The 26,996-nt window shown below is 70.0% G+C and carries 22 protein-coding genes and 1 pseudogene; 5 read left to right on the top strand and 18 right to left on the bottom strand.

The features are described 5' to 3' along the window. From ASV56_RS15075 to ASV56_RS15160, 18 genes are read right to left on the bottom strand one after another with little or no spacing between them, the layout of a single operon-like run. Entirely contained in the window at window positions 1–2,268 is a 2,268-nt protein-coding gene (locus ASV56_RS15075) for a hypothetical protein (RefSeq protein WP_062562834.1), read from the bottom strand. 4 nt (window positions 2,269–2,272) lie between these two features. Beyond that, complete coding sequence (locus tag ASV56_RS15080; protein ID WP_062562835.1) at window positions 2,273–3,448, bottom strand: hypothetical protein; 1,176 nt, start codon at window positions 3,446–3,448, stop codon at window positions 2,273–2,275. Window positions 3,449–3,452: 4 nt separating this feature from the next. After that, window positions 3,453–4,766, bottom strand: a complete 1,314-nt coding sequence (locus ASV56_RS15085; RefSeq protein WP_062562836.1) for a hypothetical protein — start codon at window positions 4,764–4,766, stop codon at window positions 3,453–3,455. Next, window positions 4,750–7,470 carry a phage tail protein gene (locus ASV56_RS15090; protein WP_062562837.1) on the bottom strand — a complete coding sequence of 907 codons (2,721 nt, stop codon included), beginning with the start codon at window positions 7,468–7,470 and terminating at the stop codon, window positions 4,750–4,752. Before ASV56_RS15090 ends, ASV56_RS15085 begins: the two co-directional genes overlap by 17 nt. After that, window positions 7,467–9,743, bottom strand: a complete 2,277-nt coding sequence (locus ASV56_RS15095; protein ID WP_062562838.1) for a putative baseplate assembly protein — start codon at window positions 9,741–9,743, stop codon at window positions 7,467–7,469. Before ASV56_RS15095 ends, ASV56_RS15090 begins: the two co-directional genes overlap by 4 nt. A gap of 3 nt (window positions 9,744–9,746) precedes the next feature. Continuing rightward, window positions 9,747–10,166: a GPW/gp25 family protein gene (locus ASV56_RS15100; protein WP_062562839.1), complete on the bottom strand. Its 420-nt coding sequence runs from the start codon at window positions 10,164–10,166 to the stop codon at window positions 9,747–9,749. A 2-nt stretch (window positions 10,167–10,168) separates the two neighbouring features. Then, window positions 10,169–10,558: a DUF4150 domain-containing protein gene (locus tag ASV56_RS15105; protein WP_062562840.1), complete on the bottom strand. Its 390-nt coding sequence runs from the start codon at window positions 10,556–10,558 to the stop codon at window positions 10,169–10,171. Window position 10,559: 1 nt separating this feature from the next. Then, window positions 10,560–11,456: a DUF2169 family type VI secretion system accessory protein gene (locus ASV56_RS15110; protein ID WP_062562841.1), complete on the bottom strand. Its 897-nt coding sequence runs from the start codon at window positions 11,454–11,456 to the stop codon at window positions 10,560–10,562. A 12-nt stretch (window positions 11,457–11,468) separates the two neighbouring features. Beyond that, on the bottom strand, window positions 11,469–12,023 hold the full coding sequence (locus tag ASV56_RS15115) for a phage baseplate assembly protein V (protein ID WP_018000950.1): 555 nt from the start codon (window positions 12,021–12,023) through the stop codon (window positions 11,469–11,471). After that, the gene (locus ASV56_RS15120) at window positions 12,020–13,291 is read right to left on the bottom strand and encodes a hypothetical protein (RefSeq protein ID WP_062562842.1); all 1,272 of its coding nucleotides are present in this window, start codon (window positions 13,289–13,291) and stop codon (window positions 12,020–12,022) included. Before ASV56_RS15120 ends, ASV56_RS15115 begins: the two co-directional genes overlap by 4 nt. A 3-nt stretch (window positions 13,292–13,294) precedes the next feature. Beyond that, a complete protein-coding gene (locus tag ASV56_RS15125) occupies window positions 13,295–13,483 on the bottom strand; it encodes a hypothetical protein (protein WP_018000952.1) in 189 nt (62 codons plus the stop codon). A gap of 10 nt (window positions 13,484–13,493) precedes the next feature. Next, window positions 13,494–14,108 (bottom strand): CIS tube protein, encoded by a 615-nt coding sequence (locus tag ASV56_RS15130; RefSeq protein ID WP_062562843.1) that lies wholly within the window; start codon window positions 14,106–14,108, stop codon window positions 13,494–13,496. A gap of 22 nt (window positions 14,109–14,130) precedes the next feature. Beyond that, complete coding sequence (locus ASV56_RS15135; protein ID WP_062562844.1) at window positions 14,131–14,826, bottom strand: phage tail protein; 696 nt, start codon at window positions 14,824–14,826, stop codon at window positions 14,131–14,133. Next, on the bottom strand, window positions 14,826–16,187 hold the full coding sequence (locus tag ASV56_RS15140; RefSeq protein ID WP_062562845.1) for a phage tail sheath subtilisin-like domain-containing protein: 1,362 nt from the start codon (window positions 16,185–16,187) through the stop codon (window positions 14,826–14,828). Before ASV56_RS15140 ends, ASV56_RS15135 begins: the two co-directional genes overlap by 1 nt. 11 nt (window positions 16,188–16,198) lie before the next feature. Further along, the gene (locus ASV56_RS15145) at window positions 16,199–16,651 is read right to left on the bottom strand and encodes a phage tail protein (RefSeq protein ID WP_018000956.1); all 453 of its coding nucleotides are present in this window, start codon (window positions 16,649–16,651) and stop codon (window positions 16,199–16,201) included. A gap of 23 nt (window positions 16,652–16,674) precedes the next feature. Beyond that, window positions 16,675–19,485 (bottom strand): phage tail sheath subtilisin-like domain-containing protein, encoded by a 2,811-nt coding sequence (locus tag ASV56_RS15150; RefSeq protein ID WP_062562846.1) that lies wholly within the window; start codon window positions 19,483–19,485, stop codon window positions 16,675–16,677. 27 nt (window positions 19,486–19,512) lie between these two features. After that, the gene (locus ASV56_RS15155) at window positions 19,513–20,172 is read right to left on the bottom strand and encodes a hypothetical protein (RefSeq protein ID WP_062562847.1); all 660 of its coding nucleotides are present in this window, start codon (window positions 20,170–20,172) and stop codon (window positions 19,513–19,515) included. Next, on the bottom strand, window positions 20,169–20,783 hold the full coding sequence (locus ASV56_RS15160) for a Pvc16 family protein (RefSeq protein ID WP_062562848.1): 615 nt from the start codon (window positions 20,781–20,783) through the stop codon (window positions 20,169–20,171). Before ASV56_RS15160 ends, ASV56_RS15155 begins: the two co-directional genes overlap by 4 nt. A gap of 480 nt (window positions 20,784–21,263) precedes the next feature. Between ASV56_RS15160 and ASV56_RS15165 the strand changes: the two genes are divergently transcribed. The 5 genes and pseudogenes from ASV56_RS15165 (at window position 21,264) to glf (ending at window position 26,977) form a co-directional block, all read left to right on the top strand. After that, a complete protein-coding gene (locus ASV56_RS15165) occupies window positions 21,264–21,578 on the top strand; it encodes a hypothetical protein (protein ID WP_156429197.1) in 315 nt (104 codons plus the stop codon). A 1-nt stretch (window position 21,579) separates the two neighbouring features. Further along, entirely contained in the window at window positions 21,580–23,616 is a 2,037-nt protein-coding gene (locus ASV56_RS15170; RefSeq protein WP_062562850.1) for an ATP-binding protein, read from the top strand. A gap of 816 nt (window positions 23,617–24,432) precedes the next feature. Continuing rightward, window positions 24,433–24,744, top strand: a complete 312-nt coding sequence (locus ASV56_RS15180) for a CoA transferase (RefSeq protein WP_253880066.1) — start codon at window positions 24,433–24,435, stop codon at window positions 24,742–24,744. Window positions 24,745–24,930: 186 nt separating this feature from the next. Beyond that, a pseudogene (locus tag ASV56_RS23670) lies at window positions 24,931–25,134 on the top strand (aminopeptidase P family N-terminal domain-containing protein); the annotation flags it as partial. Window positions 25,135–25,831: 697 nt separating this feature from the next. Further along, the gene (gene glf / locus ASV56_RS15190) at window positions 25,832–26,977 is read left to right on the top strand and encodes a UDP-galactopyranose mutase (RefSeq protein ID WP_062562853.1); all 1,146 of its coding nucleotides are present in this window, start codon (window positions 25,832–25,834) and stop codon (window positions 26,975–26,977) included. The last annotated feature ends 19 nt before the right edge of the window (window positions 26,978–26,996 follow it).

Below are 26,996 nucleotides of genomic sequence, written 5' to 3' on the forward strand. Positions count from 1 at the left end.
CTAGCGCCGGTCGGCGACCCTGCCGGCGATCTCCCTGATCGCCGCGGTGCTGACGCCGCGCCCGCGCAGGTGTTCGTTCAACGCCCTGCGGACGGCCGAGGTGGTCGCGGCTTCGCGCAGGTCGGCGCGGGTGAAGGGTTCGTCGTCGGCACGCTCGCCCGCAACGGCCGTCACGGCATCGCCCACCGCCTCGAGCGTGCGCAGCGCGACCGTATAGACCAGGCCCACGGCCTTGTCGGCGGCGGCCGCGTCCTCGGGGCTTTCGTCCTCGATGAATTCGGCCCGGACCCGCTCGGCCAGCGCCTCGGGATCGCGGCCGAGAAGGTCGTCCACCGTGGCGACCTGGGCCCGGCCAAGCGCGGCGAGCGTGGCATCGAACAGCGCGGCATCGCCCAGCGGCTTCAGCTCGGCCAGCGGCAACCTGGTCCGGATCTCGCGCATCATGTCGATGGCCGGCGCCCGGGCCATGATCCGCGTCGCATCCAGCCGCGCCTCGAGATGGCGGGTGATCTGCGCCGAGAAGGCTGGCGCGGGCGCGGGGGGCGCCGGGGCGGCGTCCGGGGGCTGGAACCTGTCCATGACGCCGCCGGGCGCCAGCAGGGATTTCAGGGAAAGCACCTCTCCACCGCCGATGCGCAGTTCGTTGCCGGTCCAGAGCGCCGCCTGGATCGCCTTCATCTGGACCGGATCAAGCGGGCTGTCCGGGGTCCGCGCCACGCAGCAGATCCAGCCGGCCAGCCGCGTCGCCATGACGTCCAGCGGCGCGATGCCGAAAAGCCCGGTCCAATGCGTCAGCAGCGGCCCGGTCAGGACATGGCGGCGGCAGCTCCATTCGTCGAAGCACAGGATGCGGCCCTTGCGCGAAAGGGTGACGCGGCCAAGATGGATGCCGTGGTGATCGTCGCAGCAGCGCGGGCCGCGATAGCTGAACGCGCGGCACCATTCCTCGAAGAGCTGGCGCAGACAGCGTTCGGCCTGCGCGGCCTTGGGATCGGTAACGTCGATCCGCCACAGGATGCGCCAGGCAAGCCAGGACACCAGCGCGGGGATGGCGGCGCGGGTGCGGTCCGGCTCGTCGGGCGGGTCGTTGCAGGGCGCGGTCCCGGTCAACCCGCGGAACCAGCCCCAGACCGCGGCCAGAAGCAGCGTGCGCGTCGCGCAAGCCGGATCAAGCCCGAAGGCCCAGTCCCGCATCAGCGTGCCGCAATCGGCGACCCGCACCGGCCCGCGGACGGCCTCGACCCGCGCCGAGACGGCGATCGCGGTCCCGCCGGTCGCCGCGATATGGTAGTCGAGCGTGTAGGATGCACCCCCGGCGAGCGGCGCCAGATCGACGGTCAGGCGGCGGTCCATGCGGCCGTTCTGCGCCAGGTCGCTTTCGGAGAGCGTCAGCTCCATCAGCGTCTCGATCCGCGTTTCCACGCCGGCCTCGTCGCGGACCTTGAAGAAACCATAGCCCAGGGGCGGGGTCAGCGTGATGTCGATGCTGCGCGCGGCGGCGTTCTGGAAGGTGATGTCGGTCGAGCGTTCGGCGATGCTCGCGACCCTTTCGCGCCGGTTTTCCAGCGCATTGCCGCCGGCGTCGCGCAACCGGACCTCCATCATCACCGAGGGCGGTCCCCAGCCCGCGAGCTCCGCTTCCGCGGGCGCCGCCTGTCCGGCGGCGGCGAGCATCTGGCGCAGCTTGCCGATCCGGGCGCAGAAGCGCTCGATGGCGCCGGGCTCGGACGGGCAGGGCGGCGGTACCAGGCGCAGCCGCACCGTCTCGCGCATGGCGCCATGGCGGCAGCCGCCGGGCAGCGTCGCGCAGGGGTCCTCGAACACCCGGCGGGAATCCTCGGGGCATTCGACATATTCCAGCATCAGGCAGGCCTCGATCGGCCCGTCGGGGCGCTCGCAAGGGTCCTCGCAGGGGCCGGTGCCGGCCTTGAGGATCGCGCGGAACTCCTCGCTGCAAATATCGACAAGCTCGCGCTCGCTGACGGTTGCCGGGCATTCGACGACCAGATCGTCGCCGCAGCAGCTGAGCCCGTAGCCCGGGCAGAGGGTGAAGGCCCGGGCATTGGCGTCCCAATGCACCGACAGGCCCCAGACCACGCCGCTGCCCAGGGCGCGGTTGGTCAGCCGGCGTTTCATCTGCCAATAGGACTGTTCGCGCTTCATGTCGCGTTCGGACAGCACCATGCCGTCATAGAATTCGGTCCGCCTCAGCCCGCCCGGAAGCGCACCGGGAACGCAGGGGGTGAAGATATGCTTGGTTCCGGTCATGATCTCATTCCCCTACGGCAAAGTTGCAGTGGCAGGACTCGACGGGCCGGGGCGGGCAGCAGGGCTCGCAGGGCTCGGGCGGCGGGCAGATCGCGTCCGGCAGGCAGGCGAGGAACGAACAGAGGAAATCCTCGAGGCATTCGCGCAGGTCGATGTCCTGGCCTTCCTCGCGGTTGCAAAGCTCGTCGCCCACGCAGCGCAGGAAGTCGCAGAACGAGCCCTTGAGGCAATCGCGGATGCGCCAGCGCGTCTCGCATGAGATCGTCAGGATGCCGACGCAGCGCCCGTCGTCGTCATAGCGCGCGGGCGGGAAGACGCGGGCATCATGGCCGCCGCAGCCGCAGGGCGACGTGCCGCCGCAGCCGCAGCCGCAAGTTTGGCGCTGCGATGCAGGCACAGTGCGGGACTGCGGGGCGGCGCTGGTCTTGGACAAGGCCCGGTTTGCCGACAGCGGATATGTCGCCGAAAGCATGCGCGTTTCGGCCGGCACGATCGAGCCCGGGTCGCGGGACGAGGCCAGCATCGCCAGCCGGGGCGGGTTCAGACTGCGCTGACGCATGGCGTATCTCCTGATGTCCGAGGCGGTCTGCGGGGCCGCGATATATTCGTATTCGCCCGGGGCCTTGGCCACGAAGGCGACGGTCTGGCTGGCGGGGATGGTCACGACGGGAACGGGTTCGGGCGGCGGCGGCTCCTGCGAGGCCTCCCACCGCCGCCAGACCGCCGCGGCCGCCGCGGCCAGCGCCAGGAAATGCACCATATGCGGCGGCTGCATGACGCCGTCGGCGTTATAGGCGCGATAGGCCGGCGCGCCGTCATAGACCGGATGGGTGATCGAACTGATCTCGAGCGATTCAAGAACGCCCTTGGTGAAGGCCTGACGCAGGACGCCGGCCTCGCCGCGGGAAAACCCCAGCTTCTCGAGCCCCTGGCCGTCGCTATCGCGGTCCTGTTCCGCCTTGCGCGTGGTGCCGGAATAGAGCTCCAGCAGCGGTATGCTGCCCCGCAACCCGACCAGCGCGGCCCTGCCGCCCAGCGATGCGCCGGCCAGTGCCACCCTGCCCAGGGTCTTCAGCATGTCCAGGCCGGCATCCATCCGGGCCTCGGCCTTCTGCCGCTCGGCCGCGGCGGCGGGATCGGGTGCGCCGCCCTGGTTGCGGATATGTCCTGTCTCGGCCATGGCGTCACCCTCCCAACGGATGCATGGTCAGCGCGTCGCCCGGGTTTTCCTGCCGAAGGCAGAAGCGCCAGGACAGGTGGCGCGGGCGCAGCCGCCGCAACAGCGCATCGGCCACCGGATCGGCGTCCTCATGCGCAAAAAGCTGGTAGCGGCCGCCCGCGGCCAGGAAACTGCTGGCAACGGCGATGTAGATCGCCGGACCGTCGAGATGCGCCTCGCCCAGGATCTTCTCGGAATAGCTCGCCTTGACTGCCTCGCCCGCCGGATGCAGCCAGCCGTCCCCGGTCAGCTGGCGCAGGCCGAAGCTGGCCTCGTCGTCCAGGGTCTTGGTGTCGATCCGGCCGCTGAGATGCAGGGCGAATTGATGGCGCTGCGCGTCGAGCTTGCGAAAGCTGATCGCGGTGATCTCGGGCCCGCCCATGTCGGGATCGACCTCGGCGATGAGGCCGGCCAGAAGATACTGGATCACCTCGGTCGACAGCAGCACCTGCGAGGCGCAGCCATAGTCGATATCGTCGATGGCGACGACCTCCTCGGGCTGGTCGGCCTTGACGGTGACGTGGAAGCAGCCGAGGTTCAGCCATTCCGCGTCGCCGCCGGGACAGCGCTCGCGGATCGGCGGGGCCAGCGCGGCCAGCAGGCCGGTCGCGCCGCCGGTCGTGCCGACGGCCGCGTCGATCACCTCGGCTGTGGGGAAAAGCCGGTGCCGGGCCAGCGTCTTCGCCTCGTCGGCGAAGATCAGCCGCAGCTCGAATTCCTCGGTGATGCGGCCGAATTCGGCTTGCTGTCCGCAGGGATCGGCGCTGCCGCAAGACCCCGAGCCACCGCAGCCGCAGCCGCAATCGTCATGGCTGCCGCAGGGGTCGGGCGGCACCGGTTCCGGGGCGCCGCCACATTCGGCATGGCGCATGACGACGCACAGCCCGACCCGGTTCGTCTCGTCCGGCTTGCAGGGATTGCCGTCCTGGTCGCGGAACGTGTAGGCCTGCTGCCGGAACCAGGCCGCGACATCGACGCATTGGTCGAAGCCGACCAGGATCTCGCGCCCGCAGGCGTCGATGGCCGCGCCCCGGCCGATGCGCAGGATCGTGCCCTCGGGCGCCAGCACCGACAGCCGGAGCCCGCAGAGGATGCCGGCCCCGTGCAGCCTGGCATTGTGAAAGCGCATCTTGCCGGCGTGATATCGCTGCTCGTCGACATAATCGGCGAGCCGCATCTCCTTGCCGTGGAAATAGTTCACCCGGAAGAAGCCGGCGGGAAGGTCGCAATGCCCCTCGCCGCAGTCCTGCGTCCGGTTCAGGTCACGCCACTTGGACATCTGCGCCTCCTTGCGGTCGGTATTCGGTCACGCGCCCGCCGCCCAGCCTGCCGCCCAGCCGGAAGCCGCCGCCGGCAAGTTTGCCGGGCTGCGGACGGTCGCCGGGCGGCGCGTCGGGGTCGCAGGTGCAGGGTCTGGTCCGGCCGGGGCCGGGAATGACGATGGCGCCGACGGTCGCGCCCATGCCGATGCACGCGGCGCGGTCGCCGCCGGTCTTCAGGGTGTATTCGGTATGCGCGGGCTTCATCTCGTCGATGATCTTGCGCACCGCCGACAGCTCGGTCCGGCGGTCCGCGCGTCCGGGCAGCGTGACGCTGACCGAAAAGCGATGCGCCAGCGGCGCGGCTGCGACCACGCCCAGGGGCGCCACCCCCAGCGCGCCGCGTGCGCCCAGCTGGATCGGCTCGGGCGGGCGGTTGCGGAACGCCTCGACGATGCCGACGGCGTTGCCGGTATAGATCTCGAGATAGCGGCGCAGCGCGGCCGGCGTGCCGCGTCCAGCCTGAAGGCTCGCGCCCTCGATGACCAGCCGGCGGCGGCGTTCGATGGGCCAGGAGGGGTCGAAGGCCAGGTCGAGCCAGCCCGCGACAAAGGCCAGCCAGTCGGCATCGGCGGCGCGCGGGTTCAGCAGGCGCGAGAGGCTTTCGAAACCGGCCTCGGCCTCGGTGAACTGGTCCTCGAAGAGCGACAGGAACCGCTCCAGGAAATTGCCGCCGGGCGGTTCGGCCTGCGCGTCGCGTTGGGCGAAAAGTGGCGGCAGCCAGGCCAGCAGGCTGTAGCGCGGCGCGCTGATGCGCAGCGCGCGGATCACCGGCGTGGCGGTCGCCACGGTCGGCGGACCGACGCGGCCCGGTGGCGGCAATCCGCGGCCGGTCATCCGCAGGCGCAGCCACAGGTAGCGGCCGCGGTCCGTCGCCGCCGGTTCGGGGAAAAGCGCGTTGGTCCAGTTCGCCGCGGTCACGTTGCCCTCCAGCGGCCCGGACAGGAACAGCGTGCCGGTCGCGGCATCGGCCCAGGCGGCGGCCACGGTCGTCGCGCCCTCGTCCGAGATGACCGAGACCGTCGCGCCCGGCGGCACCGGCCCGTCGAGGGGCAGGGCTTCGCGCAGGATCAGCCGGCCAGGCGTGGCCGCGAGGCTGACGGTCGCCGTCGAAAAATCGCCGGCAACGGGTGCGGTCAGGGTGACCTGCACAGCCTCGTCCAGCGGTTCGACCAGTTCGATCCGGGCCCGGGCCTTGCCGTCCCGTGCCTCGATGACATCGCCGGCGCCGAGGATGGCGGCCAGTTCGGGCGGCAGCGCCAGCGTGCCGGGCTTGCCGTCGGTGCGCGACGGCAGCAGGGCGGGCGCTGCGCCGAGGAAGGACAGGTCGAGCGGGCCGTAGGGCAGGGCAAGGCCGTCCTGCTCGATCAGCGCCAGCGACGGCGGCGCGGCGAGCAGGGCGGCGTCGCCCCACGCGGCCGCCGTCCAGGTGGCGGCGGCGACGGCGGCGATCTCGGCCGTGGCCTCGCCGCCGGCCGGGGTCGTCAGGCGCAGCCTGTCGCCGGCGCGCAGCCGGGCCGCCGCGGCGCGCGGCAGGGTCAGCGTGGCGGCATTCACCGGCCCGCTGCCCGCAAGGCTGGCGATCACCGGCAGGTCGCGGACCATGCGCCCCAGCCGCCAGAGCGACCACAGCGCCCGGTCCGAGAGCACCAGCCGGTCCAGCGCCTTGCCGCGCGCATCGGCCAGCGCGCGCGGCATCGGGATCGGCCGTTCGGGCGCCCAGGCGCGCAGGGGCGCCTCGGGTTCGTTCGCGGCGAAGGTCTGGACCTCGATCGTCGTGCCGGGGGGCGTGTCGGCGTCGATCTCGATCCGGTGCCAGGCAAGGTCGTAGATGCCGCCGTCGATCGGCCCCAGGATCAGCTCCGCCTCGGCCATGTTCCGGCGCGGCGTGGGGGACCAGCCGGCGGGCAAGGCAGCCTCGTCGAACCAGCCGAGCGCCTGCAGCGGCGCGCCGTCGCGGCGCATGTGCCAGAGCATCGGGCGCAGCGGATCGAAGACGGCCAGCGTGCCGTCGGCCAGCACCGTGACCGCCAGCGGCCGCGGCGGCGGCTCGGCCGGCCAGGGCGTGTTCGTGGTCGGGCCCAGCGTCGCGAGCGCCAGCGCTCCGCAGGGCTGGAAGCGCCGGGAAAACACGTGGATCATCCTTGTGCCGGCGTCCGAGACATAAATGCTGCCGTCCGCTGCGATGGCGGCAAGGGTCGGCAGCCGCAGCCCCGCGTCGAGGATCGCGATGACCGCGCCCGATGCCGGGTCGATGACCTGCACCCGCGCATTGCCGGGGTCGGCGACATAGAGCCGCCCGCGCGCGTCGAAGGCAAGGCCGGCCGGGGTGCGGAAACGGCCGGATGCGGTGCCCTCGCCGCCAAACCCGGGGGGCAGGCTGAAGTCATCGTCGCAGGGTCCCTTGCGCAGAACCCGCCCGCTCGCCGGGTCCGAGCGGTAGAGGAACCCGTCCGGTCCCGCGACCGGCGCAAGCGGCAACCAGTCGGCGGCGAGTTCCGGCCGCGCCAGCGGCGCCAGTGCCAGACCGCCGCGGGCAGGATCCCAGGCCGCGCCCTGGCCCGCGGCCGCGGCCCAGTCCTGCGGATAGCGCAGCATGGCCCAGAAGCTGCCGTTCGGGTCAAGGCCGGGGCGCAGCCGGCGGGCAAGGGGGGATCCGGTCATGGCGCCCCCACCACGGTGACAAGCAGCCCGTCGGGATCGACGAAGACGCATTCGTCGGGCATCAGCATGATGCGGTCGGTGTCGGTCTCGACCTCGGGGCGCGGGCAATTGGTGATCCGCACCTTCTGGCGCCGCTCGGCCCGCCAGGACAGGGCCCGCGCCGCGCCCGTGGGCGTGTTGCCGTCGGCATAGCCGTCCAGCCCCTCGACCCGGGCGATGCCCGGCACCGCCATCACCTCGGCCACCAGGTCGGCGTGATGCAGCCGCGCCCCGAAGGGAAAGCCGCTGCCGTCCGGCCCGCCGGTCAGGACGTGAAAACGCCTGCGCAGCCGGTCCATCACGGCTTCGCGCAGCACCGTTTCGGAATAGCCCGGCAGGGCCAGCACGGTGATCGCCATGTCGAAAAGCCGGACATATTGCGGCCCGCTCACATGCAGCTCGGTGGTGATCAGGCGCAGCCCGTCGAGATGGGCGGCGATGGCGGCAAGCTCGCCCTCGGTCGGCATCGGATAGGGGCCGGGCCGGTCGGGGACGGCGATCACGGTCAGGGCGCCGGGCGTCTCGGTCTCGAAGTCGATGCCCGAGGCGGCCAGCCCGTCGATCAGATGGCCAAGCGGATAGGGCAGGTGGCGCGCGACGACCTCGGCCCGGGCGACATCGACGCCGGGCGATTCCAGCGCCGCCTCGCGGAAGTCGGCGGCGGTGACGGCGCGGCCGCGGCGGCGGAAGGCGGCGGGGGCGCGGCGCTTGGCCTCCTCGACGGTCTCGGCGGCATGGCCGCCGCGCGCGGGCGTGACGTTGAAGGCGCCGTCAAGCGCGGGTGGCAGGGCGTCGGGACGCGCCACCGCGCCGGTGTCGACATTGCCCTCCGGCCCGCCGCCGTAGCGATAGCGCTCCGCCGCCATCACCTCGGTCGCGAAGGGCGGCCGCCCGGCCTGGCCGTCGCCGTAAAGCACCAGCCCGGCCTCGGCATCCAGCACATAGACCGGGTCGTTCGGCCCGGCCGCGTCGAAATCGGACACCCGCCGCCAGGGCAGGTATTCCGGCGAGCGGTTCGGGTCGCGGCTGACCAGCCGCAGGCTGTCCGCGTCGAGGTTCTGGTTCGCCAGCGTCATCACCTGCGCCGAAAGCCCGGTGCCGCGGCCCAGCCGCTCGCCGATGACGGTCTGCAGGTTCGTCGCCGTCATGGTGTTGAAGCCCAGCGCGCGGATGCGGACCTTGGGCGGCAGCGCGAAGGTGACGCGGATCCAGCCGCTGACCGGCACCTCGGCCGGCGTGCCGGCGACCGGGGTCTTGATCTGGTCGACCAGCGGGTGCGGCATGTCGGCTTCGACATCGGCCCAGGCATCGGCCGGGACCGGGCCGATCCGTTCCGGCACGTCGAAGCGGATCGTGCCCGAGCGGGTCCAGCCGTCGGTATCGTCCGAGAGGATGGTCAGCGGCTGCCAGCTTCCCGCCGTCTCGCCGATCGCCGGCGGGCGGTAATAGTCATAGCGCGCCAGCGGCGGCCCTGCGGAAAACGCATTGGCGATGGTCAGGGGGGTGCCGCCCGCCTTGACCTGCGAATCCGGGTCGGCCTCTTCGTCGCCGTCGAGTTGCAGATGCAGGCTGGCCCGCGCGCCCAGGAAACCGGCGGAGCGGATCTGGTTGAAGGCGAGGCCCAGGCAAAGCGCGCGATGCGTCTCTTCCTCGGGCCTGAGGAACAGGCCCACCGGTTGCAGCGGCATGTCCTTCGGCTTGGGCTTCTTGCCGTCCCAGGCCAGCGAGAAACGCTCGTCGACATAGGCCACCGGGTCGGCGTTCTGGGCGCTGGGGCCGTCGTCGCCGGGGCCGTTGATGTCCAGAAGCTCGTCCCGCACCGTCACCAGCGCGGCCAGCTGCGCCGGCAGGACATCAAGGTCGCGGTCGGTCTCGAAGACCGGGGCCGCGCCGCCCGGGCCCTTGCCGTTGATCCGGCTGCCGGCCGGGACCAGCACGCCCTGCGCCTCGCCGGGCTTGGCGAGCGTGAAGGCGATGCGGGTCCGGGCGGCGCGCGCCGGTGCCAGCGTCACGCCGACCAGCTTCAGGAACTCGACATAGGTCTTTTCCGGCACCCGGTTCAGGCGATAGCCCAGCTGTTCGGCGAGATGCGCGAACAGCTGGATCATGGCGATGCCGGGGTCCGAGGCGTTGTGGTCGGTCCATTCCGGCGCGACGATGGGGATGCGCTCGCGCAGCATCGGCTCGACACTGGCGAAGGTCAGGTCTGCGACGATGGGAGGGGTCAGCGGCATGGCTCAATCCGCCTCGGTCAGGTAGAAGGGATAGACGAGGTTGAAGAAGGCGTTCGAGCGCCGCACGACATAGTCGATCTCGATCCGCATCAGGTTCGGCTCGTCCTCGGCGGCGAGCGCCGTGACGCGCTCGACGGTGATGCGCGGTTCCTGGTCGATCAGCGCGCTGCGCACCGCCTCTTCGACCCGGCCGTGGGTGACGGCGCTGTTCGGGGCGAACAGGAACCGGCGCAAGCCGGCGCCGAAGCCGGGCAGCATGACCCGCTCGCCCGGGTTGGTGCGCAGGATGATCTCGATGGCCTGTTCGACGTCCTCCTCATAGCGGGCATAGCCAAGGCGGCCGCCATCCGGGCGGACGGGAAAGGCCCAGCCGACGCCCAGATGCGGGCGGGGTCCGATCAGCCGGGGGTCAGCCAGTGCCATGCTCAGCCCCCCACCAGGACCGTGGCCAGGCCGCCGAGCACGACCCCCACGGCATTGCCGTCGTTCTGCCTGGTCTGGTCGAACATGCGCACGACCTCGGACCCCCCGGCCTTCACCGTGGCCGAATAGGAGACGAATTCGACCTTGCCCCCGACCGTCCCGGAGGTGACCCCGGCCTGACCGGCGGCATCGCCGGTGGTCGACGTGATCGTGTCGGCCTTGCGCACGACATTGCTGCCGCCGGCCTTGACCTTCGCGGTCCCGCCGGCATCGCCGAGCTGGCCGATCGAGGGATAGGGGATCGGCACCGTCGCCGGGCCGACCTGCGTCTGGCAGACATTCGGAAAGGCGAAGCAGATGCCGCCCTTGGTGGTGGTGATCGGCCGGCCCATGTCAACTGACCTCCAGCGTCGCGGTCTCGTAGCGCGCGTCCCAGGGGAAGGTCGCGCGCCAGAGGATCAGGAATTCCTGCGCGCCGCGGTCCATGACCACGGTATCGGCACGCGGCGACAGCAGCAGCGGCGGGTCGAGGGCCGCGCCATCCTGCGTGACGGCCAGCACCGGCGCGGCGGGGATCGTGACGATGGTCACGACATCGGGTCCGGCCGGGGTGGTGTCGGTGAAGCGCAGCCGGTCGCCGGGCGCAAACGCCTGCTGGCCGGCAAGCGGGCGACCGTTCAGGAAGGCGTTGTCATAGCCGGCGGGCAGCTTGAACTGGTCCGCCTTGAACTTGTTCAGCTGCCACGGGTCGTTCGTGGCCGCATCGCCCGCCAGCGCCAGGCGCGGCGGCGTGCCGCGGGGCAGCCAGCCGAAATTCAGCGCCGCGGCCGGGCCGAACCCCGCGCCGCGGTCGATCTCGACCGTGCCGAAGGGGGCGGCGACCAGCACGGCGTCGATCTCGGCCGCCAGCGCGTCGCCCCAGGGCGGCGGCGGCAGCGGCGCGAGGGCGGGGTCGTTCACCACCGCGGCAATCGCGGTGATCGCGTCGACCACCACCACGTCGGGATCGGGCTTCCAGACCGGAATGTCGGCCTCATGGCGGAAGGGTCCGGCGGCCGGCGCGCCGTCATAGGGCTGGTCCTCGGTCGCCACCTCGCCCGGGTCCAGCGCGGCGCCGGCAAAGGACAGCCTGGCGCGCGCGACGAAGGCGCCGACCTCCTGAAAGGTGGTCGCATCATCCGCCGGATCGGCCGGATCGCCCGGGACATGCGCCACCTTCTGCCCGACCGGCGCGCGGAAGCCGCGCAGGAACAGGTGCGGAAGCGCAGTTTCGGCGGCCTCTATGATCATGCGTCGCTTCCTTCAGTTGAGGTTGATGACCGCGCCCTTCACGGTCACGCCGGAGGTGTCGATAACGATGCTGTTCGCGTCGTCCAGCTTGATGGTCAGGCTTTTCGCGGCGTCATCCATCAGGATCTGGATGCCGCCCTTGGTCTTCAGCAGCACCTTGCCCGCGTTCTCGGTGTCGTCGAAGGTCAGCTCGTGACCGCCGCGCGAGACGATGGTGCGGGTGTTGTTCGACGATGCGGTGTCGGCATCCGGCGGCGGCGGATCCTGCGAGGACCAGAGCGCGCCCAGGATGACCGGATAATCCTCGTCATTGTCGACGAAGCCGACGACGACCTCGTCGCCCTTCTCGAAGGGGAAATAGGCGCCGCGCTCTTTCCCGGCCATGAAGCTGGCGGCGCGGGCCGGCGCGCTTTTCGAGCGGACGTTGCCGCTGAGCCATTTCAGGATATAGCCCTTGTCGGTGATGTCCTCGACCTCGGCCAGGCGGATGCCGCGGATCTGGCCGGTCCGCATGGAGGCGTGGTCGTGCACGGCCGAAAAGATGCTGTGTCGTCCGCCGATGGTCATTGCGAAGCTCCCGGATAGCCGGCCGGATCCAGCATCCCGGGCCGGCGCAGCGATGTCTTGGTGATGTAGCCCGCGGCATTCAGCGTGTGGACGGTCTGGGTGACGTACCAGATGCCGTCGAAGGGCGCGTAAAGCCCTTTCAGATCGACGTGGATGCCGGGCCGGATCGTGGTCAGGCCCAGGGTCGAAAGCTCGGCCGTCAGGAAGCCGCGGATACCCTTGCGCATGGCCGCCGCCGCCGCCAGCCGCGCGCGCTCGGTGTCGAGGTTCTCGACCTTGACGCTGATCGGATTGACCGCGGGCCGGGCGTTGAAGAAATCGTTGCGCGCCTTGACCGCGTCCATGGGGGCGCCGCCGTCGGGCGCGCCGTGCAGGTCGTTCACGACCAGCGCGCGGTCGGCGTCATAGGAGACGGTTTCGTCGATGGCGCCGCGGTCGCGCGGCACATTGCCCGAGGCCGTCGCCTGGGTCGGGATGTCCCAGACGCTGAAGGCGGGCTTGAAGTCGATCAGGTCGCGGCCCCAGAGCAGCGTCACCACGGTGCCCAGCGTGGCCGAGCGGGCGGGCGCGAAATGGAATGCGACCGGGCGCTCGACCGCGCCGGTCTGCTTGATCGGCGTGTCGTCGTTGAAGGCGACGAAGGCTTCGAAATCCATCCGCTCGGCCAGTTCAGCGATGAACTGCAGCCGGGTCTTGTCGGTCGGCCGGGTCAGCGAGATGGTTTCCGAGAAGGGGGATTCCGGTAGGGGCGCCATCTTCAGGTCGGGGGCGCCGTCGCCGACCTCGCTTTGCACGATGAAGGTCTCGTGATCCTCCATGTAGATCATCGGCTCCTGCGGCTTGACCTTCAGAAGGCTCGAGAAATCCTCGCCTTTCAGCGTGACCTGGGCGCCGGCGGCCGAGGGGAAGTTGAAATCGACGCCGGTGATGCGGGCCAGGATCATCGGCGTCCAGGGCTCCTGCCCATAGCGGTAATCGACCCGGAAGACCTTGCCGAAAGAAACCTCTTTCAGCGCATTGTAGCGCCAGGACGGGGCGGCCGGGCGGTTCGGGTTGGCCTTGTCGTTGCGCTGGTTGTTCAGCACGATGTCGGCGACCGCCGTGCCCGATGCGGGCAGCGTCACCACCGAACTGACGATGTCGGGCGAGATCGGGTTGCCGTCCACGGTCAGGGGCTCGCCCTTGTCGGTGACGATGCGCACCTGCGGCGCGTGCAGCGCGGTTCCGGGCAGCTTGCCGTCCAGGATGCGGGGGAAATCGCCGTCCATGGCTCAGCCCCCCATGATCCGACGCAGAGTGTCGTATTCCTCGACCAGCAGATCGGTGATGAGCGGCCGCAGGATCTCGCGCAGCCGGGCGATGTCGTCGGCGCCGCCATGCTGGCCGGGCGGCGTCGCGGTGATCACCATCGGCTCGAAGGTGATCTCGGTCACCATGTTCTCGACGGTCGTCTGGGCCATCGCATCCTCCCTAAAGCGCCGGAATCGCCAGCGTGGTGCCGGGGGCCAGGAGCCGCGGCCGGTCGTCGCCGTTGGCGCTGGCGATCAGTTGCCACAGCGCGGCGTCGCCGTATTCCTCGGCCGCGATCAGGTCGTAGCGGTCGCCCTGCCGCGTGACCCGGGTCTTGCTGCGGTCCGGCGACTGCTTGTTGATCCGCTTGTATTGCGCATTCGCATCCTCATAGGCCTTGAGCTTGATCGTCACCCGGGCGCGCAGGATCCGGCCCTCGCTGTCGAAGATGCTGAACTTTTCCTTGAACTCGACCATCACCCCGGTGAACGCGGTTTCCTTGCCCCAGGCGAAGGTGCAGACCGGCGGCGCATGCAGGTCGCTGTCGATGGCGACGTATTTGCGCAGCTTGTCGAGATCGTCCTTCAGCGACTCGCCCGAGTTGGTGCGGTCGAGGAACAGCTCGGTTTCCAGTGTCCTCGACTCGCCGCGCACGAATTGCAGCAGCGGGATCTGCAGGCCGGGGACCGAGATCTCGGGATAGAGGATGTTCGTCGTGACGGTCAGCTCGCTGGGGTTGAACAGGACGGGCACGCCCTTGTCCCCGGCGATCGAGGCGTTGACGATGGTTGCCATGACCAGTCCCATCGCCGCCCCCCTACAGCCCGCCGACGGCGGCTGCGGCACCTGCCGCCCCGCCCGCCAGCACCGCCCCGCCGGCGAGGCCCACCAGCCCGGACAGCACCGAATTCAGGTCGGCGACGCCGGGGATCAGCGACAGCGACAGCCGCTCGATCTTTTCGGCGTGCAATTCTGCCGTCTCGATGGCGACCGCGCCCGGTCCGCGCCCGTCCGTCGCGTCCAGCGCCGGGCCGCTGAGCTTGGCCGGCAGCGCATTGTGGAAGGTCCAGCCCGCGACCGGGAAGAACATGCCGGGCACGCTGCCGCCGACGCCCGGAATCTCGAACAGCTTGCGGGTGTCCATCAGGATGATGGTGCCGCTCTTGCGGGTCTTGCGCTTGCCGGTGATGACCTGGTGGTGCCAGTCCCACAGATCGGTGTTGAAGGTCACGCCGCGCTTCATCACGATCCTGGAATAGGTCGCGCGGTCGAAGAAGCGCAGCTCGGTGTCGTTCTGGCCGCCCTGGTTATAGGAGGCGACCGTGTTGACGGCCTCCAGCCCCTCGATCGACTTGAAGCCGCCGGCCACGAATTGCGTCGCCGCCGACAGCACCGCGGAACCCACGCTGCTGAGCACGCCGCCGACCCCGCCACTATTGGAATCCGGCGTGTCCCAAATGGTCACCATGAAGTTGATCTTCAGGACCGGCTGGAAAAGCGGGAAATCGACCATCAGGCGGCCTCCGCGCGTTCGATGACGCCGCCGTCGCGGCCGATGCGGAATTCGATGAACTCGGCCGGCTGGGCCAGGGCGACGCCGATGGTGCATTCGACATGGCCCTCGGGGCTTTCCTCGACCGAGTTGACCTGAACGAAGAAGCCTTCCTCGGGCAGGGCGCCCTTCAGCGCGCCCGAGGCGAAGACCCGCAGCAGGTAATCGACCATCAGCTGGTGCATGCGGATCCGCAAGAGCGGGGTGTTCGGCTCGAACACCATGGGCTGGCCGATGACCTCGCAGCTGCGCGCGATGGCCGACAGGCAACGGCGGGCATTGACGAAGGACAGCGGATCGGCGGCGTCCTGCGGCCCCTGCCACAGCAGCGTTCGCGCGCCCCAGACCAGCGTGCCCTGTCCCGCGAAGCCGCGCAGCAGGTTGATGCCCGCATCATAGGCGCGTGCGTTCTCGCGGTCGCCGATGCGGGTTTCCAGCCCGACGACGCCGGTCAGCACCCGGTTCGCCGGCGCGACATGCGCGCCCTCGGCCACGTCGGTCGCGGCAAAGACCCCGGCAACGGCGCCGACGGGAGAGCGCAATTCCTCGGGCGCCCACGGGCTGTCCTGCACCCGCAGCCACGGCCAGTAAAGCGCGCCGAGGTCCGAGCCGCCGCTGGCGCGGGTCAGCCGTTCGCGCCAGTCGACGGCGCGAGCGAGCGTCAGGCCGGCGGGCGGTGCGAAAAGCGCGAACCAGCGCCAGCGCTCGCGTTCCAGCCGCGCCAGGACATATTGCTGCGCCCAGAGCATGTCTTCCTCGGAGATGGCGCGGCCATAGCCGGTGGCGGTTACGGCGCGATGCGTCGCGGGCACGCCCGATGGCGCGCGGCAGTCGCAGCGGCGAAAACAGGGATCGCCCTGGCTGCCTGGCGGCTCGTAGCGGTCATCCTCGACCAGGATCTCGGCATCGAGGTCGGGCAGCGCGACCAGCGCGACCTCGGGCTGGCGCAGCAGCAGCTCCAGCCCGTGCCAGGCCGCCAGCGTGTCGATCCCCAGCATCCGGTTCAGAAGCTGCTGCGGCTCCAGCGCATCGACCGCGGGCGCGACGTTCACGATCCACAGCCGCCGGCCGCCATTGGCGAAGTAGTCGCGCACCGCCTTGTCCAGCGTCGCGCCGGCCGGGGGCGGCAGGGGGCCGCCGCGTTCGTCGGTGCGGAACTGCGCGACATAGCCCTGCCAGTCGTCCACGGCCACCGCCTTGCCGACATGGCGCGGCCCGGCGATGCCGACGAAGCCGGCGATGTCGGTGCGCACCCGCGGGAACCCTTCGGCCCGCGCGCGGGGGCGGCTGTAGACACCGGGGATCTGGTAGGACTGCGCCATCGCCCATGCCCTCACGAGATGTCCAGACGGTCGTGAACGATGTCGATCTGCTCGACGGCGAATTCGTTGCCTTTGGCGCTGAGCGTCGGGCCGGTGATCTTGGTCGGCCAGGCATTGGTCAGCGTCCAGGTCATCGCCGGCGCGTTCCGGTCGTGCTTTTCGTTCAAGAGCTTCACCACCACCGTCTTGGTCGGCGGGAAGGTGGTGCCGCCGTCGCGGGCCTCCTTGCGCCAGTTCCACAGATAGAGGCTGCCGGTGATGCCGCGCTTGAAGATCACCGGCGAATATTTCTCGGTGCCCGCCAGCTGGCGCATCGCCGAGGTCGGGTCCGAGCCCTCGCGGTATTCGATCGGCACCGTCTCGCTGTCGAGGCCGCTGATTTCCGAGAAGCCGACGACTTCCTCGTTGTCGATCTCGACGATGAAGTTGAAGTTCGAATAGGGATTCGGCCTGGGCGTTGCCATGGTTCAATCTCCGGTTGCTGGGCCTAGCTGGTCGATGCGGTGAACTGGCCGATCTTGAAGATGACGAACTCGGCCGGGGCGACGGGGGCCAGGCCGATCTCGCAGACCAGCCGCCCGTTATCTATGTCGTCCTGCGACATGGTGGATCGGTCGCAGGTCACGAAGAACCCTTCCTCGGGCGTCGTTCCCATCAGCGCGCCGGATTTCCAGACGCCGATCAGGAACGAGGTGATGGATTGCGTCACCCGTTCCCACAGCGCCTCGGAATTCGGTTCGAACACCACCCATTGCGTGCCGAGGTCAATGGAATGCTCGACATAGATGAACAGCCTGCGGATGTTCAGGTATTTCCATTCCTGGTCCGAGCTGATGGTGCGGGCGCCCCACATGCGGATCCCGCGCGGCGTCAGGTCGCGCACCAGGTTGACACCGACCGGGTTCAGCACCTCCTGCTCGGCCGCGGTCAGCGGCAGCGCGACATCCACGATGTTGCGCACGACCTCGTTTGCGGGGGCCTTGTGCACGCCGACCGCATTGTCGGTGCGGGCATAGATGCCCATCGCATAGCCCGAGGGCGGGAAGCTTTCGATCCGGCCGTTCGCGGTGTTCAGCGCGCGCAGCCAGGGCGCATAATAGGCCGCATATTTGCTGTCGTAATTGTTGCGATGCGCCTGGATCGAGACCACGTCCGCCGCGTCGACCGGCGCGTCCAGCACTGCGACCCGGTATTTCAGCCGCTCGCAATGGCTGATCAGCGCGGCCTGCACGGTCTCGACCGTGACGCCGGGGACGGCGACCATCGAGATGTCGTCGCGTTCCGCCAGCGCCTCGATGCCGGTGCGGCGGGCGGGGCCCAGATCCTCGCCGATCAGCGACAGGTCGGTGATCGCGGCGCCGTTGTCGCCGTTTTGCAGCGGCTTCGGGAAGCCGTCGGCGGTGGCGGGCGCGTCCGCGAAATCGGTGCCGGCGCCGGCGACCGGGGTTGCGACCTCGATCAGCTTCGAGCCTACCTCGGGGTCGTTCAGCCGGTCGGCGAAATACTTCAGCCCGGCATCGGTCGCGGTGTCGTCGTTCCAGGTCAGCCCCTCGAAGGTCTCGGCCAGCACCGGGGTGCCGGATTCGGCATCGGCCTGCCAGACGATGACGTCGATCTCATGCACGCGCAGGAACAGGTTGCGCTGCGCCGGATCCGGGTTCAGGTCCAGGGGCGCGGGCAGGTTCAGCGGCGCCGCCAGCGTCACGGTGCGCGCGCCGCTGTCGATCGCGGCGACCGTCGCCTCGATCTTGGCCGCGCCGGTGTCCAGTTCGACCTTGGCGCCGGTATAGAAGCTGGCGGTCGAGGCGACGGACAGCGTGTCATCGCCGTTCGCGGCGGCCTGCAGCGCCTCGAATGTCGCCCAGTTCGTCGCATCGACGCCGCCAGCCGGGAAATTCCCCGCCGCTTCGCTGAGCCAGAGCGCGCTATGCGTGGGATCGACCAGCACGACCTCGGCATTGGCGAAGCCGCCGGCATTCTGCACGGCGATGGTCTCGAAGCCGCCGGCGCGGTTCGGCGCGGCCAGGCCCGAGACGTCGTTGACATAGATGCGGCTGAACAGGCCCGCGCCCGGCGCAGTGGCGACCAGGCGCGTCGGCGTGGCGGCCGGGGCCGCGGCGGCCAGCGCGGTGCCCACGGTGACATGGGCGCCCGGCGCGATGTCCTGCGCGGTCCTGACCTGCGCCAGCGTCACGTCGGTCGCATTGCCGCCCGAGGTGACGCGGATCTCATCCCCGGCCTGCAGCATCATGGCCAGGTCGTGCGGGATCGCCGTCGGGCCATAGGGGCCGGCGCCGCCCGTCATGTCGATGGCGAAGGCCGCGGGGGCCGCGCCCAGGGGCAGCGCCGTCCCGAGCGCGTTGCCGCCGCGCGCGATCAGCTCGACCGTGGCGCCGCCGGCGGAATGATCCAGCCCGGCCGCGCCGCCGCTGGTCGCGAATGCGACATCGCCGTCGGCGATGGCCGTCACCGTCAGCGCCTCGGCCCCGACGGTGATCTGGTCGCCGGTCCGCAGGTTCTGCATCGCGGCCGGGGTGAAGCTCAGCGTGGTGTCACCGGCATTGGCATCGGCGGCCAGCGGGATCGCCGCGTCGACGCGGCGCCCGCCCGAGGCGGTCAGCGCCACCGGCGCCTTGTCGCGGGGCCGGAACTCGACCGACAGCCGGTTGCCGTCATTGCCGCGATGGCGGGCGCGGATCACCGGGCCGGCATCGGCGACCGGGGCGGCGCCCAGGATCTCGATCCGGGTGTTCTCGGGCTCGAAGACGATGCCGGCGGCGACGGGATTGGCCAGCACCACCGCATTGTCGAGCGGGCTGATCGAGACGACGGGCGAGGCCAGCCGCTCGGTGAAGGCGCCGGTCGCGTTGGGCCGGGTAAAGACCCGCAGCACGCTGCCCGGTGCGACCTGGCGCAGCGTGTTCAGCCGCAGCGTGTCGGTCGGGCCGCGGACGGTGACGCCGCGCGCCAGCCGAAGGACCGTGCCCTGGTCCATGGTCCGCTCGGCCGCCGCGGCGCCGGGGCCGAGGGCGCGGACGACATAGCAGCGGCTGCCGCCGTTCTCGAAGAACGCCTTCACCGCATGGCCAAGGTAGTCGCCCAGCCCGGCGGGCGCGGTGATCGGGTCGCCGAACAGCCGGCGGAACTGGCCATAGCTGCCGACGAAGGTCGGCTTGCCTTCCGGGCCGCTGCGGGTGGCGCCGACGAATCCGGCGGTCGAGGTGCTGACCCCCTGGATGGGCTTGCCGCGGAACGAGGTCTCCTGGATGAAGACGCCGGGGCGGAGATATTCGGGCATCGTCTCGTCTCCTTGGCTATGGCTTTGCTAGGCCAGCGCGAAAATCACCCGCGCCACCGTCTGCGGGAGGATGGTGAAGTTCGGTCCGGCGAAATCCGCGCCCGCGGTGGCGGGCAGGAAGCGTCCCGACAGGATCGGGCGGATGGCGCCGCCGGGGATGCGCGCCTCGATGGTCAGGGGCACCCGGCCGGATGCGTCCAGCGGCAGCGCGCCGGGCGGCAGGAACAGGAATTCCCCGGCCGCGTCGCTGCGGGTCATGCGGTCGAAGGGCCGGCCCTGGCGCGCGACGCGAATCTCCAGGCCGGCGGCGTCCGCGCCACGCAGCTGGCCGCGCACCCCGGTCGTGCCGGGCGCCACCTCGGCGCCGGCGGTCGGCCAGAGCTCGTGCTCGATCATCTGCGCCGGGGTAACCAGCGGCAGCGTCACCTCGGGGTCGGCGGCCTCCCAGCGGATCCAGCCGGACTGGCTGCGCTGGAAGGGATCGCGCCACAGGATCCGCCTTGTGCCCGGCTCCGCGCCCAGGAAGCGATAGCTGCCGTCGGCCTGGCGGGCGCCAAGGCCGTCGGGGCGCCGCACCGGGCGGGCGTAGCTTCCCGACAGCCGCACCGGCAGTTCCTGCGGCACCGGCCGGCCGCTGAAATGGTCGAGGAAGCGCACGGCGAGCGACAGGACATGCGTCACGGTCATGGCACCGTCTCCAGCATCGCTTCCCTGGTGGGCGGGGCATGCGGAACGTCGGTCGGTTCCAGCGCGGCGACGCGGACGCGATAGACCAGCGACAGCCGATAGCCGAGCTTGGTCGCGTCCCAGATGCGGTAATGCCCATCGACGGGCAGCGTTTCCATGACGATCTGCAGCCCGTCCTCGGGCGACCAGACCGGCAGGCCGGGAACCTCGAACAGGCTGCTGCGATCCAGCTCGGCATTGTCGTAGAAGGCTTGCAGCACCGCACCCAGAAGCCGCGCCTCGTCCTGCGTCGCGGGCAGGTCGCCGATGACGTCGTCGGTGGCGCGCACGCCCCAGGCGGTGACCAGATAGCACAGCTCCAGCGGCAGCGGCTGGCGGCCCAGCGTGCCGTTCGCCAGCACCCGGCGCGGATTGCCGCGCATCTCGGCATTGCCGGCGATCTGGTAGAGAAACAGCGAGACGAAAGGGTCGGTCGTATCCGCCAGCGAGGCGAAGGCCATCGGCGTGACGACGCCCACGCCGACATTCGGAATGCCCAGCTGGGCGACATGGCGCTCGATCAGCCCGACCAGCGTCTGCCCGGTATTCTCGATGACCCGCCAGTCAGCCATGCTGGATGTCCCGGTCTGTCAACACGACGATTCCTCCGAGCCCGAATGATGCCGGCTCAGGATCATGCTGCCCGAGGCGCCGGGGTCGGGGCAAAGCCGACGGCGGTTCAAAAACGGTCCAGGCTGGGCCGGGCCTTGCCCGGCCGGTCGCCTGCGGTCGGCGGACGAGGAGGACGGACCTGACGGTCCGGATCCCGGGGCAGGATGCGATCCAGACCGGCGGGGGCATGAAATCCGGACCTCCGCCCCGGATCGGCGCCGTCGGGCCCGTGCGGCGGCCGGGGAAACCAGGGCTTCGGCGGGATCTGCATCCTCCGCCCGGCTTGCGGCATCGGAAGGATGCGGTCGGTCGCGGCCCCGGACGCCGCGCGGCGGGGGCGGTCCGGGCATTCTTTCCCCCCGAATGAACCCCCGCGGACGTTCCCTGACGCGGCCCCAGCGCCCAGGATCGGCCCCGTAGGCTTGCGGAAAGGGCTGCCAGTGCGACTCGGGATGGACCTCGCCGCCGCGCCGACCATGCTCCGGTCGATCATCGAAAGCGCCGTCGCCGAGATGTCCGACGCCGAGGTGGTGCGCCTGCCCTCGGACGGGCCGTTCGACGCGGTTCTGGTCTGCATGGAGACCCCCGACCCGCAGGCCCTGCCGGCCGTGCAGGCGGACCGCTTCGTCGTCGTCCCGCGCCGGGGCGACAGGCTGTGGATCTTGACCACCGGAAAGGTGCAAAGGACGATGGAGGACGTATCAACCGCGACGATCCGGGCCTGCTTGCGCCAGGGTCCGTCCGAGGTGTCCTGAGATGCTTCGCGCGCGGCGCGTGTTCGGCGCAGGCCGTCCGGTCCCGCCGCCCGATCCGGGTGCGGCGCCGCCGGCGGCATTGTCCGAGCTTGACGCCTGGCTTGCCGCGCGGGTCCTGGAGTCGGGCCAGGCTTTGCCGCCCGAGCGCGCCGCCGCGCTGCAGCGTGCCGCCGGCGCGGCCCGGTTTCGTGCCACGGGCAGGCCGCATCTGCCGGGTCTCGACCGGGTTGCCGCCGCCTTCGGCCTGGACGATCCCGAACGCGACATGCTGCTGGCCGCCGCGCTGGTCGAGGCGAGCGCCGGGGCGGCCCGGCTGGTCGCCCTGATCGAGCCGGGCGGCGCGCGGCGGCTGGTGCTGGGCCAGCTGGCCGCGCTGGGGCTTGAGCCTGCGGATTTCATCGCCCGGCTGCGGCCGGATGCGCCGATCGTGGATTGCGGGCTGGTGGCGCTAAGGGGCGAAGGCCCCCTGGTCACGCGCGAACTGGCCATGCCGCCGGACGTGACGGCGGCCATTCTGGGCCTGCGCGGCGCCTGCGCGCTGCCCCTGCGCCCGCTGGGCGACGAGGACCGCAACCGCCCGCTGCCGCCGGGCGTCGCGGATCGCACCGCCGCGCTGATCCGCATGCTGGCGCGGCGCGAGATCCCGGGCGCGCCGCTGGTCGTCGTCACCGGGGCCGAGGACAGCGGGCGCCGCGACATCGCCCGCGCCGTGGCCGCGGCGCTGCGGCCTTCCGCCGTCGAGGCGGTGCTGTCCGATCTGGCCGAGCCGGACCGCCAGGTCGCCCTGCGCCGGACGGCGCGGATGCACGATGCCGTCGCCATTCTTGGCGATCCCCAGCCGGCGATGCTGGGTCCGACCTTGCGCGGCCTCGACGGCCCGGTGATCGTCATCGCCCCGCCCGGCGCCTTCGCGGCCGTCGCCGCCTGCTCCGACCGGCCGGTCCTCTCGCTCGACGTGCCGCGCAGCAGCGTGGCCGAGCGTGCCGAGCTGTGGCGGCAGGCGATCCCCTCGGTCGTGCCCGAGGACCACACCCGCATCGCCGAGCGTTTCGCCTTTGGCCGCGCCGGGATCGGCCGGGCGCTGCGTCTGGCGCTGGCCTCGGCGCGGATCGAGGGCCGCAAGGTCCCGAACGCCTGCGACCTGCTCGCGGCCTGCGACCAGCTCCGGACCGTCGAGTTCGACGGCTCGGCGCAGCGGCTGGGCTGCCCCTTCTGCCGCGACGACATCGTGCTGCGCCGCGAGACCGAGGCCGAGCTGGACCTGGCCATCGCCTGGGCACGGCACGGAAGCCGGCTTTTCGCGCCGGACGGGCCGGGGGCGGGGCTGAAGGCCGGGCAGGGGCTGGCCTGCCTGTTCAGCGGCCCGCCCGGCACCGGCAAGACCATGGCGGCGCAGATCGTCGCGCGCGAGGTCGATTTCGCGCTTTACCGCATCGACCTCAGCCGGGTGATCGACAAGTTCATCGGCGAAAGCGAGAAACGCCTGGCCGCGCTGTTCGACGAGGCCGAGCGGTCGCGCGTGGCGCTGTTCTTCGACGAGGCCGACGCCTGTTTCGGCAAGCGCACCGAGCTGCGCGACAGCCACGACCGCTATGCCAATATCACCATCGACTTCCTGTTGCAGCGGCTCGAAAGCTTCGAGGGGCTGGCGATCCTGGCGACCAACCTGGCCGGCAACATGGACGACGCCTTTCTGCGGCGCATCCGGGTCCGGGCCGAATTCGGCCCGCCCGGCCCCGCCGAGCGCCTGCGGATCTGGCAGCGGCTGCTGCCCGCGCCCGGGATGCGGTCGGAGGACATCGACCTTGCCATCCTGTCGGACGGTTTCGAACTGGTCGGCGGTGAGATCCGCAATGCGCTCTACACCGCGCATCTGCTGGCCGCCGGCGAAGACGGGATCCTGGCCATGCGGCATTGCGTGAAGGGGCTGTGGCGCGAGCTTGCCAAGATCGGCCGCCTGCCGGACCGCACCCGGCTCGGCCCCTGGCAGCATCTGGTGGCGGAGGAGGCCGGCAAGACGCGCTTCGCGGGACGCTAGGCCGCAGTCGCGACTGCGACCGGCGGTGGAGTGTTCGGCACGAGCCGGACGAAACCCGGTTGATCGGACGGACCAAGGCGCCGCAACATGAGGGCGTCGTTTCGACGCCCGAGCTTCACGCGATTGATCCAGCCGCCGCCCAGCGCCGGCCTCGGCCTGTGACGGCGCCTTCCTGCTCGGGGACGCGCTGACGCTGTCAGCCGATCTGGCGCAATCCTCGAACGAGGATGGCGAGGGAGAGCCACCCGATCAGCCCACAGCCCGATCATGGGGTTCGGGTTGTGAAGAAATGGCCTGCCAGCAGTGAGATAATGGAACACAGCCATTCGAATAATTAGATCGGCGGGGCCTTGAAGGTGCTGGTCAGCGGCGGGTTCTAGGCCAGCCCCAGGTCGGCATCGGCCGAGGACAGGTGCAGCAGGGTGGTGCTGGACAGGCTCTCGATCATGTTCAGCTGCAACTCGGGGTGGTCCTCGACCACGGCCCTTGCCAAGCTGGACACCGATGGCCTGGATCGCGGAATAGGCCAGGGCCAGCGACACCTCGCCCGAGACATTGTCGCGAAAGGTGGAGAGGTCCCTTTTCGCCACCTCGACCGTCTTGGGGATGGACCGGGCGTGCAGGTAAAGCCGCTTGCCCGCCGCCGTGGCCTCTTTCGGCATCGGCCGCCCCCGACAGGCTCTTGTTGTCGTAGATGCTGCAGAAATACCGCAATTGCTTCAGGTCCAAGGGCGCCTCGCGTGCATGCTAATTTTTAGAACATATCTGGAAGGATAATCCGGCAATCCTATCCTTCGGCCGTGAAATGGGAGGCTTGTGACTGCCGAGTTCAAGCCCCTCGCGGGGATCCGTGTCGTTGAGATGAGTCATATGGTGACGGGGCCGAGCTGCGGCATGTTCCTGGCTTTCTTGGGTGCCGAGGTGGTCAAGGTCGAACCGCCCGGCGGCGACAAGACGCGGCAATTGACAGGCATGGGCAGCGCGTTCTTCCCGCTGTTCAACCGCCGCAAGAAATCCGTGGTGCTGGACTACCGCACCCCGGCCGGCAAGGAGGCGCTGAGCCAGCCGGTCATCGTGGCCAGCGCCCCGGGGGGGAAACTGCACACCGGTGCCGGGTCGGGAATGTGAACCCCGGATCATCGCTTTCGGAAACTGCTCCGTTCAAAAGCTGTCCGTAAACTCTTGGCGTGGTCTCCGCATCCGCGCAAATCTTGGGATTGCCAAAACGAATTTCTGTCGGTGCCGCCCGGTGGCTAGCCTTGCCGCATTAACCCGACGGAGGACGGATCTCATGACCGACGACATGCTGCATGTTGGCGCCGCGACAACTTCTATCGCGCCATGCGGCAGCTGACCCCCGGCGTCAAGCGGCTGGGCATCGAGTTCGACCACGTCAACCTGGACTTCCGCCGCCAGCTGGAAGCGGCGCTGGCGGGAGTCGAGTTCGTCGATATCGGCAAGCCCTCGATGTGGATGCGCGCGATCAAGTCGGCCGAGGCGCGCATGATCGGCGAGGAATTCGTCGGCGCCACCGCGACCATCTATTTCGAGACCGGTGATGGGCAGGAGATCAGGATACAGAAATCGCATGAGGAACTGGCAGATCTTTCGCTGGCCGTGGGCCGCGCGTTCACCTGTCCTGGGCGCCCGACGATGGGCATCTGGTGCCGGAATAGGCCGGGACGCGCGGTGTCCCGGCCCCTTGCCGGCGCTCCTGTCCGCTATGTCCATGCCGCGTCTTATGGCCTGTTCCATACCGGGCGGCTTTGGTCGGGGCAGATCACGACCCCAGCCCGTGATCCTTCGCAGATCGCCTCCGAAGGGAGGGAAAACCGCGCAAGGCCGTCGTCATCGCCGACGCCAGAACGCTCGTCACCATCGCGAACGGGTTGTGCAGGAACCGCCTGAAATGGGCGGTCCGGATACATGGCAGATGCGGTTGCCCAGATCGCAATCATGCCCCTTTTTCCCGATATTGGTCACGCTGCGCCTGCCGGCATCGGGTCTCTGAAATCCTCGTGCCGCCATCTTGGTGCCGTTCGACGCTCTGGTGGCATGTCCGGATCCCCAGCCGGAAGTATACACGATTGCAATGGTAGATAATCAGGCTAGTTTACGCCCGGCGGTGTCGCGCCACCTGGGCCGCGATCGGCAGGCTATCTGCCTTGCCGGCCGTGTCATGACCAAGCGCGGGACGGCGGCGAAAGGAGCTGGGATGAAGATACTTCTGGTCGGGGCAGGGCTCTCTGGCGCGGTCATCGGGCGGGAACTGGCGCTGGCGGGCCACCAGTGCCATATCGTCGACAGCCGCGCCCATATCGGCGGCAATTGCTACACGGAACGCGATGCCGACAGCGGCGTGATGATCCATGTCTATGGCCCGCACATCTTCCATACCGACGATCAGCAGGTCTGGGACTATGTGACCGGCTTCACCGAATTCGTGCCCTTCCAGAACCGGGTCAAGACCACGTCGCAAGGGGCGGTCCATTCCCTGCCGATCAACCTGCTGACCATCAACCAGTTCTTCGGCAAGACCCTCCGCCCGGACGAAGCGCGAGAGTTCCTGCTGGAAAAGGCCGATACCGCCATCGAGACCCCCCGCAACTTCGAGGAACAGGCGCTGCGCTTCGTCGGGCGTGAACTCTACGAAGCGTTCTTCAAGGGCTATACCGAAAAGCAATGGGGCTGTTCGCCCCGGGACCTGCCGGCCAGCATCCTCAAGCGGCTGCCGGTGCGCTTCAACTATGACGACAACTATTTCTTCCACCGCTTCCAGGGCATGCCGCGCCACGGCTATACCGCGCTGGTCGAGGCGATCCTGGACCGGCCCGGCGTCTCGGTCTCGCTGCGCACCCCCTATCGGCCGGTGATGGCTGCCGATTACGACCATGTCTTCTGGTCCGGCCCGCTGGACGGGTTCTTCGGCTACAGCCTCGGGCGGCTCGGCTATCGCACGCTGGATTTCCAGCGTTTCGAGCATGACGGCGATTACCAGGGCTGCGCCGTGATGAACTATGGCGACCGCGAGGTGCCCTATACCCGCATCACCGAGCACAAGCATTTCGCCCCTTGGGAAGAGCACCGCAAAAGCGTCTGCTATCGCGAGTTCAGCCGCGCGGCCGGCCCGGACGACATTCCCTATTACCCGATCCGGCTGGTGGACGAGATGACGCTGCTGGAGAGCTATGTCCGGCTGGCCGAGGCAACGCCGGGCGTGACCTTCGTCGGCCGGCTGGGCACCTATCGCTACCTCGACATGGACATCACCATCCGCGAGGCGCTGGACACGGCCGCCGATTTCCTGGGGCGCCTTGCCGCTGGCCGGGAACCGGCCCGCTTTTCCCGTCCGCCGATCTGACCCCGGCGCCGCGCAGGAC

It is taken from the genome of Paracoccus aminovorans, from assembly GCF_001546115.1.
Classification (GTDB): Bacteria; Pseudomonadota; Alphaproteobacteria; order Rhodobacterales; family Rhodobacteraceae; genus Paracoccus; species Paracoccus aminovorans_B.